6 protein-coding genes are annotated in these 8389 nt (G+C 68.8%); 3 read left to right on the top strand and 3 right to left on the bottom strand.

Annotation, left to right across the window (positions count from 1 at the left end; translation table 11 throughout):
• Positions 1-274: 274 nt before the first annotated feature.
• Entirely contained in the window at positions 275-2467 is a 2193-nt protein-coding gene (gene recD2 / locus JMJ55_RS29995) for an SF1B family DNA helicase RecD2 (RefSeq protein ID WP_202829276.1), read from the bottom strand.
• Positions 2468-2852: 385 nt separating this feature from the next.
• Positions 2853-3392, bottom strand: a complete 540-nt coding sequence (locus JMJ55_RS29990) for a DDE-type integrase/transposase/recombinase (RefSeq protein ID WP_328702805.1) — start codon at positions 3390-3392, stop codon at positions 2853-2855.
• Positions 3393-3507: 115 nt separating this feature from the next.
• Here JMJ55_RS29990 and JMJ55_RS29985 point away from each other — a divergent pair, with 115 nt between their 5' ends.
• The 3 genes from JMJ55_RS29985 to JMJ55_RS29975 all read left to right on the top strand — a co-directional run bounded on the left by JMJ55_RS29985 (position 3508) and on the right by JMJ55_RS29975 (position 7939).
• Positions 3508-5124, top strand: a complete 1617-nt coding sequence (locus JMJ55_RS29985) for a tetratricopeptide repeat protein (protein ID WP_202829274.1) — start codon at positions 3508-3510, stop codon at positions 5122-5124.
• A 147-nt stretch (positions 5125-5271) separates the two neighbouring features.
• Positions 5272-6090: a hypothetical protein gene (locus tag JMJ55_RS29980; protein ID WP_202829273.1), complete on the top strand. Its 819-nt coding sequence runs from the start codon at positions 5272-5274 to the stop codon at positions 6088-6090.
• A 181-nt stretch (positions 6091-6271) separates the two neighbouring features.
• Positions 6272-7939, top strand: a complete 1668-nt coding sequence (locus JMJ55_RS29975) for a hypothetical protein (RefSeq protein WP_202829272.1) — start codon at positions 6272-6274, stop codon at positions 7937-7939.
• Here JMJ55_RS29975 and JMJ55_RS29970 read toward each other — a convergent pair.
• A partial coding sequence (locus tag JMJ55_RS29970; RefSeq protein WP_202829271.1) for an integrase core domain-containing protein occupies positions 7936-8389 on the bottom strand: 454 nt, incomplete at its 5' end. The two genes, JMJ55_RS29975 and JMJ55_RS29970, sit on opposite strands and share 4 nt — an antisense overlap.

Here is an 8389-nt window from a genome sequence, read left to right as displayed (position 1 = left end):
CGGCGTGCACGCCATCAGTGCCGCTCCGCCCCCAGCGGCATCAGCCCCGAAATGCGGTTACCGGGACGGGCTCCTAGATACCGTAATTGGGTCGGCTGGTAGCGCGAGCTGCCATGACCGGTTACTCTTCCAGGAGCTTAGGTGGGCCTCCATGAGGGACCCCAGCGGGAGGTAGATCAGGTAGCGACGTCGAACAGCCCGGCGACGAAGGTGGCTTGGGCTCGCATGTCGCGTCCGCCAATCCTCCATACCTGCCCCTTCCTCACCATCGCTATCACCTCAACCACTCCCGGAGCTTGGACCAGCGCCGGCGGGCGCCCTGGTTCCGGACCGCGATGGCCAGGGCCCGACGCTGACCGACCAGCACGACCAGCCGCTTGCCCCGGGTCACGCCGGTGTAGAGCAGGTTGCGGGCCAGCATGGCGTAGTGCTGCGTCGTGAGCGGGATCACCACGGCCGGGTATTCCGACCCCTGCGCCTTGTGGATGGTGGTGGCGTAGGCCAGCACCAGCTCGTCGAGTTCGCCAAAGCCGTAGGTCACAGGCCGGCCGTCGAAGCTCGCCGTCAGCTCGCCGGCCTCGAGGTCCAGGCTCGTGATCACGCCAAGGTCACCGTTGAACACCTCGCGGTCGTAGCTGTTGGCCACCTGCATGACCTTGTCGCCAGGGCAGTAGGTCCAGCCAAACCGCTCAACCCGGAGCTCGCCTGGCGGGTTGAGCGCCTGCTGCAGCTCCATATTCAGCGCTCGCGCGCCCAATCCCCCGCGGTTCATCGGGCACAGCACCTGGACGTCGCGGACCGGATCGAGCCCAAACCGTGCCGGGATGCGCTCGCGCACCATGGCCAGCAGCTTGCGGACGCCGTCCTCGGCCTCGTCGGCCTCCACGAAGAAGAAGTCGCTGCCGGCGGCCGGCTTGAGCTCGGGCAGCTGGCCGCGGTTGATCCGATGCGCATTCACCACGACCTGACTTTCGGCCGCTTGGCGAAACACCTCCGTCAGCCGCACCACTGGCACCGCGCCTGAGCCGATGATGTCGGCCAGCACCTGCCCCGGCCCGACACTCGGCAGCTGGTCCACATCGCCGACCAGCAGCAGCGCCGAGCTGTCCGGCAGCGCCCGGAGCAGGGCCCGCATCAGCGGCACGTCCACCATCGAGGTCTCGTCCACCACCAGCAGCTCGCAGGCCAGCGGGTTCATCTCGTCGCGCTTGAACCCGCCTGTCTTGGGGTCGCTCTCCAGCAGGCGGTGAATGGTCCGGGCCTCCAGGCCCGTGCTCTCGGTCAGGCGCTTGGCTGCCCGGCCCGTCGGAGCACAGAGGGCCACCTCCAGCCCCTTGGCCCGGAGCACCTGCAGGATGGAGTTGACCAGCGTGGTCTTGCCCACGCCGGGGCCGCCGGTGATCACCAGCACCTTGGACGAGAGCGCCAGCCGCAGCGCCTCCCGCTGGCTCGCGGCCAGGGCGAGGCCGGTGCGCCCCTCCACCCACGGGATCGCCTTGTCGGCATCGATCACCGGCCAGGGCTGCCGGCCGGCAGCGAGGCGCCCCAGCCGCTCGGCGATACCCTGCTCGGCGCGGTAGAGCCCGGCCAGGAACACGCAACGCTCGCCCTCCAGCGTGTCGGCCACTACCTCACCGGCCTCGAGCTCAAGGGTGAGCGCGGTCTCGATCAGCTCTGGCGGGACCTCCAGCAACCCGCCCGCGAGCGCGGTCAGCTCCCCGACCGGCAGCCCGCAATGGCCCTCGCCGGTGGCCTCGGCCAAGGCGAAGGAGATGCCGGCACGGACCCGGATCATCGCCGTGGGCTCGATGCCGAGCTTGCCGGCGACGACGTCGGCGGTGCGGAAGCCGATGCCGCGGATGTCGCGGGCGAGCCGGTAGGGGTTCTCGGTGATGACCTGCACGGCGTTTGCGCCGTAGGTCTTGTAGATCCGCACCGCCCGCGAGGTCCCAACCCCGTTGGCATGCAGGAACAACATGATCTCGCGGATCACCTTCTGCTCCGCCCAGCCGGCAACGATGCGCGCCGCGCGCTTGGGCCCGATGCCGGTGACCTCGCGCAGCCGGTCGGGCTCGGCCTCGATCAGCTCGAAGACGGCCGTGCCGAAGGCGCGCACCAGCTTCCCCGCATAGACCGGGCCGATGCCGCGGATCATACCGGAGCCGGGATACTTTTCGATGCCGTCCAGCGTGGTGGGCTGCGTGGCCTTCAGGAACCCCGCCCGAAACTGCAGGCCATGGGTGTGGTCGTTGACCCAAGTCCCGGAGAGCTGCACCCACTCGCCGGCCGAGATCGAGGCCGCATGCCCAACCACGGTGACCAGGTCGCGTTGCCCGCGCGCCTTGACCCGCAGCACGCAGAAGCCGTTCTCGGCATTGTGGTAGGTGACCCGCTCGACAAGCCCGGCCAGCGCCTCGGTTGGCGGGCCTTGGCCGGCAGGCGGAGACGGAGCGATGGCGCTGGGCACCGCCGCAAGATGGTTCGGTTTTGCTGCCAATGCGAGAGCTGCCGGATCTACCCGCTCCAACGGCACCCGGCTCGACGATCGCAGCTGCTGGTTGACGTGCTCAGTCCAGACCGACGTGCCGGTATCACCCAAAGCGGTGCAGCGGACCTTCGGTAACCCTCCTGCCGACAGAGTGGCCAGATGTTCTCAAGTTTTGAGCTACGGTAACCAGCGAGGCTGACATCTACGTCGATATGGATACCGACAACCTCAGCTCAGATCAGCGAAATGCCCTACGGTGGTCAGGCTTGTCGCCAGATTGGACATTACCCGATACCTCCGGCAGGCATTGTCACATTGTTTGATGACCGGGCGCGTTTGACCGCAAGACGGAGCTTGCGTGATCTCACACTGCCATCTGGGCACACGTCTCCTGCCGCCAGGTCTGGAAAGCCTTGCCGCGCGAACGGCGGTACTGTTCGGCGGCCATCAGGTGCCGCCGCGGACGGAAGTGACCATAGATCATCGCGTGCGCCGACAGGAATTGCTGGGCTTGTCCGGGTGACTTGAAGTGCTGCATCTGGCGTTCCCGACGTTGCGTTGGGCGGTGGGAATTCTCATCACAATTGTTCAGGTACCGGCTGGTCCGATGCCGCACGTCGGGCAGGACCTCTCGCTGTGCGACGCCATAGCTGCGGAGCCCATCCGTGCCGATCTTGCGCGGCTTGTACTTCAGGCCCATCAGCAGGCGTTTGAAAAAGCGTTTGGCGGCCGTGGCGTTGCGCCGCTCCTGCACGAGGATGTCGAGCACGACACCGTGCTGGTCCACCGCGCGCCAGAGGGAATGCAGCACGCCGTTGATCTTCAGGAACTGGCGATGCCCGGCCGCTATGTGCCGGTACCGCGCAGTGCGGCGACGCTCTGAGCACCAGTCACGCCGCCGCACAAAACTCAGTGCCGAACCGTGTTGCTCCTAAATTGGTTTCCATGCGCTATCGGCCTAGGTGTAGCGTCAGCCAGCCGAGGCTCCCGGTTCAGGCGTTCCACGGCGAGGAGGAAAAATGTCGCAACGTTCCGATATTGGCCGTTGGGCGCTCGCCTTCGGTCTCACCTTCTGCCCAGCGCTCGGCCAGGCACAGCAGCATCAGCATCAACACACCGGAACCGCGCCAGCGCCGGCCACGCTCGGTGAGGTAAATTTCCCGGTGAACTGCACGTTGGAGGCGCAAGCCGCCTTCCAGGACGGCATGAAGCTGCAGCACTCGTTCTGGTACCAAGCTGCCGACCAGGCTTTCCGCCAAGCGCTGGAGCGTGACCCGAACTGCAGTATGGCGCTGTGGGGTCGCGCGCTCGCGTTGCTCGGCAACCCCTTCAGCCCACCAGGCGCGGCGCAACTGCGCGAAGGCCGCGCCCTGCTCGAACAGGCGCAGCGCCTGCCCGGCCAGACCGAGCGCGACGCCGGTTTCGTCGCCGCGCTGGCTACCATGTTCGCCAGCGACGACGTTGCCACGCACCGCGCCCGCATTGGCCATTACGCGCAGGCAATGGAGGTGCTGAGCCGACGGTTCCCAGATGATTCTGAGGTCACCATTCTGCACGCGCTGGCGCTCATCATGGCGGCGCCGCCCACCGACAAGACTTACGCCAACCAGATCCGCGCCGGCGAGATCCTGGGACGCGAATTCGAGGTCCGTCCGCAGCACCCGGGCGTAACGCACTACCTGATCCACACCTACGACGTGCCGGCCTTGGCCAGCCGCGGGGTGCCCGCCGCCGAGCGCTACGCCACGCTGGCAGCTGATGCGCCGCACGCCCTGCATATGCCGTCCCACATCTTCACCCGGGTCGGGCGCTGGGAGGAATCAATCGAGTCCAACCGCCGCTCTGCCGACACCGCACGGGCACGTGAGGAAACCTTCGACGAGGTCCACGCCCTTGATTACATGGTCTACGGCTACCTCCAGACCGGCCAGCCGCAGGCCGCGCAGCGGGTGCTCGCCGAGCTCAGGCGGATGGACAACTGGCGGTCCGACCGGCCGCTCGGCGGCTTCGCACTGACCGCCATGCCTGCCCGCTACGCCATCGAGCGTGGCGACTGGGAGGCGGCGGCCTCGCTCGGCACGCGTCAGTTCGGGGTGCCCTATGTCGACGCCACCACCCACTTCGCCCGCGCGGTTGGCGCCGCTCGCGCTGGGCGGCCAGATGCCGCAGCAGCCGATGTCGAGGCGCTGAAGGCCGCCGCCGCTGCCTTGCAGGGCCGCGACGCCTACTGGCAGGAGCAGACCGAAATCCTGCGCGTCGCCGCCGAGGGTTGGGTTGCCTTCGCGCGCGGCCAGCACGACCAGGGCCTGGCGGTCATGCGCGAGGCGGTTGAGCGCGAGGCGAAGACCGAGAAACACCCCATCACGCCCGGCCCGCTGATGCCAGCGCGCGAGCAGCTTGGCGAAATGCTTGCGATCATGGGGCGTCACGCCGAGGCGCGGCGTGAATTTGAAGCCGTACAGGAGACCGAGCCGCGCCGCTTCCGCGCGGTGTATGGCGCCGCCCGTTCGGCCGAACTCGCCGGCGACCGCGATGCGGCGCGGCGGCATTACCAGAACCTGCTGGAGATCGCTGCGCGTGCCGAGCCTGGCCGTGCGGAAATGGACCAAGCGCGGGCCGCCGTGACACTCCGCTGAACGGCAGCAATAACCAAAGCAGTGGCCAGCCTGACTGTTCCAGTCAGGCTGGCAAAGTGGTTCAGTTACAGCTTTTCGTAGTGTTTACGGGCACTGCCAAGTTGTCGGCCTCAATCCGGAATGAAGCGGTTGGGCCAAGCTGGGTTGATGACGCCCGAGCCCGCCACTTACCCCGGATATCGCTTTCCGGCCGAGATCATTAACCATGCCGTGTGGCTCCACCACGTCTTCGGCTTAAGCCGTCGGGGCCGCCCGGCCAAGCATCCCGTGCCCTCGACCCCGAGCGTCGAGGCGGCCAAGCTGTTCGCCTCGATGCCGCGCCGGGTGTTCCGCTCCCTCTCCTGGCGGCGCGGCAGCAAGGGGCCGCTGAAGGCGCGCTTCGCCGCCGTGCGGGTGCGGGTCGCCGATGGCCCAGTCGCCGCGCGCGCCCGGCACCTGCCCGGGGACGAAGCGTGGCTGGTCTGCGAGGAGCGCGCAGCGGGCGAGCGCAAGGTCTACCTCGCTGACCACCCCGTCGGAACGCCGCTCCGGGAATTGGCCGCCGCCATCAAGGCGCGCTGGGTCTGCGAGCAGATGCACCAGCAGATCAAGAACGAGCTCGGCCTCGACTACTTCGAAGGCAGGAGTTGGCGAGGGCTGCGCCACCAGGCGCTCTTGTGCCTGCTCGCATACGACTTCCGCCAGCGCCTGCGGCTCGGAAAAAACATGCAGGCCGGCACCGCGGCGCCGGCCCGCACCGTCTTTGCTCGAGGTGAGGCGGCTCCTCACGGCGCTCCTAGCGCATCTCGGCCGATGTCCAGGATGTGGCCGCCGACTGCCGCACCACCTCCGATTGTGAGGCCGAGGCCGCCAATGGCGACGCGGCACGAAATCTGCGGGTGCGCCAGCCGCGGCCACGGAGACGTGAAGCTCGCGTCGTCGCCGTACCCGCGGCGCGCCGTGCTCGGGCCCGATCAAGCGGCATAGGATCGGGGCCAAGCAGGCGAGCAGCCCTGCGGCGCGGGGATGCGCTTCGGACGCGTCTTCCCGAGGTCCAGGCATTCGGCCGTGCAGCCCCCTCTCGCCGCGGCGGACGGTTCGGCCTCGATGCGCCCGCCACCGACGCGGCCGCCCCCGCGCGCGCGACCACGGATGAACGGAGGTTACCATGTCCGTGGACGAGACGATCCGCAGGGTACTGCGGCCGGCACTGCTGGCCTCGGCTTGCGCGCTTCTGGCGCTGGCGCCGCTCTCTGCCGCGGCCCAGCCGCACCAGCACCAGCACGGCGACAGCGGGAACTTCGGCCGCGTACACTTCCCGATCTCCTGCGGCGCGGACGCGCAGGAGCGGTTCCACCACGCCCTGGCGATGCTGCACTCCTTCCACTTCCCGGCCACGGGACAAGCCTTCACCGCCCTCGCCGATGCGCAGCCCAGCTGCGCCATGGCTTGGTGGGGCGTCGCGGTCAGCCAGCGCCTGAACCCGCTGGTCCCGCCCTTCCCGCCCGCGGCGCTCCAGCGCGGCTGGCAAGCCATCGAGCGCGCCCGCGCCGCGCCGCCGCGCACCGAGCGGGAGCGGGAATGGGTCGAGGCGCTGGCGGTCTTCTTCCAGGACCACGAGCGGGTGGACCAGCGCACGCGGACCCTCGCCTACGAGGCGGCGATGGAGCGGCTCGCCGCGAAGTACCCGGACGACGCCGAAGCGCAGATTTTCCACGCGCTCGCCATCAACGAGGCCGTGGACCTCTCTGACAAGACCTACGCGCGGCAACTAAAGGCCGGCGCGATCCTGGAGCGGGTGGACGCGCGGGTGCCGGACCACCCCGGCGTCGTGCACTACCTTGTCCACACCTACGACTTCGCCCCGCTGGCTGAGCGCGGCCTGCCGGCGGCCCGGCGCTATGCCGCGCTGGCGCCGGCCTCGGGGCACGCGCTGCACATGCCCTCGCACATCTTCTCCACGCTCGGGCTGTGGAAGGAGGCGATCGCCGCCGACCGCGCCGCCGTCGCGTCCTACACCGAGTACTTCGGCAAGGTGGACCCGCGGGTCGCCGGCAAGCCGGAGCTGGTCGCGCGCAACTACCATTCCGTGGACTTCCTGACCAACGCCCACATGCAGATGGCGCAGGACCGAGCGGCGGCGGAACTCCTGGAGCCGTACCGGACAGTCGCCGAACCGCCGCCGCTAATCTACCCATTCCACACCGGCTTCGCCGCCGCCTTCGTGCGACACGCCTTCGACCGTGACGCCTGGGCCGAGGCCGCGGCGCTGCCGGTGCCGAAGACGCCCTATCCGATGGCGGAAGCCATCTCGTGGTGCGGGAAAGCGCTGGGCGCGGCGCGCAGCGGCGACCCGGCCGGGGCGAAGCACTCCGTCGAGCGGCTGCGCGAGTTGCGCGGTCGCCTCGCCGAGGCGCGCGACACCTACTGGGCCGAGCAGGTGCAGGTGCAGGAAACCGCGGCTACGGCCTGGATCGCGCTCGCCGAGGGGCGGCGCGAGGAGGCGCTGCGGCTGATGCGCGCCGCGGCCGACCTGGAGGACCGCACCGAGAAGCACATCGCGATGGAGAACCGGCTCTCGCCCATGCGCGAGCTGCTGGGCGAGTTGCTGCTGGAAACGGGCGATCCGGCGGCCGCGCTGCGCGAGTTCGAGGCCTCGCTGAAGGTCGCGCCAAACCGCTACCGCTCCTTCGCCGGCGCGGCGAAGGCCGCGGAGCGCAGCGGCGACCGCGAGGCCGCGCGGCGCTGGAACGGGCGGCTGCTGGAGCTGACGGCGGAGGCCGACACCGAGCGGCCAGAGATGGCCGCGGCGCGCCAGTTCCTGGCGCGGAACTAGATGTTTGGTCCCGGGATTTGGTGGTGCGGGTCATGGATGAATCTAGACGGCTCTTCCGTCCAGGCTTTGCAGATGGCCTCGTAGGGCGTGAGGCCTCGTAGGGTCTTCAGCCGACGAGCGAAGTTGTAGGCAGCGACGAAGTCGGCGAGATGCTGGCGGAGCTGGTCGTGGCTCTCGTAGTGGAAGCGCCTGACGGTGGCCTCCTTGATGGTCCGGTTCATCCGCTCGACCTGACCATTGGTCCAAGGGTGCCGAGGTTTGGTCAGCCTGTGATCGATGTTGTTCTGAGCGCAGGCGAGTTCGAAGGAGTGGGCACGGAACAACTCCTTGCGCTCCATCATCTGGCGGATCTCAACCGGGGTCCAGCAGTTGCCCCCTGGCTCGGTGAAGTGCGTGCCGTTGTCAGTGAGTACGGTGTGGACCCGGTAGGGCACGGCTCCGACCAGAGCC

Origin of the sequence: Belnapia mucosa (assembly GCF_016775475.1) — a bacterium.
GTDB lineage: Bacteria > Pseudomonadota > Alphaproteobacteria > Acetobacterales > Acetobacteraceae > Belnapia > Belnapia mucosa.
The sequence above is the reverse complement of the archived record's forward strand: the minus strand, read 5'-3'. Positions and strand labels throughout refer to the sequence as shown.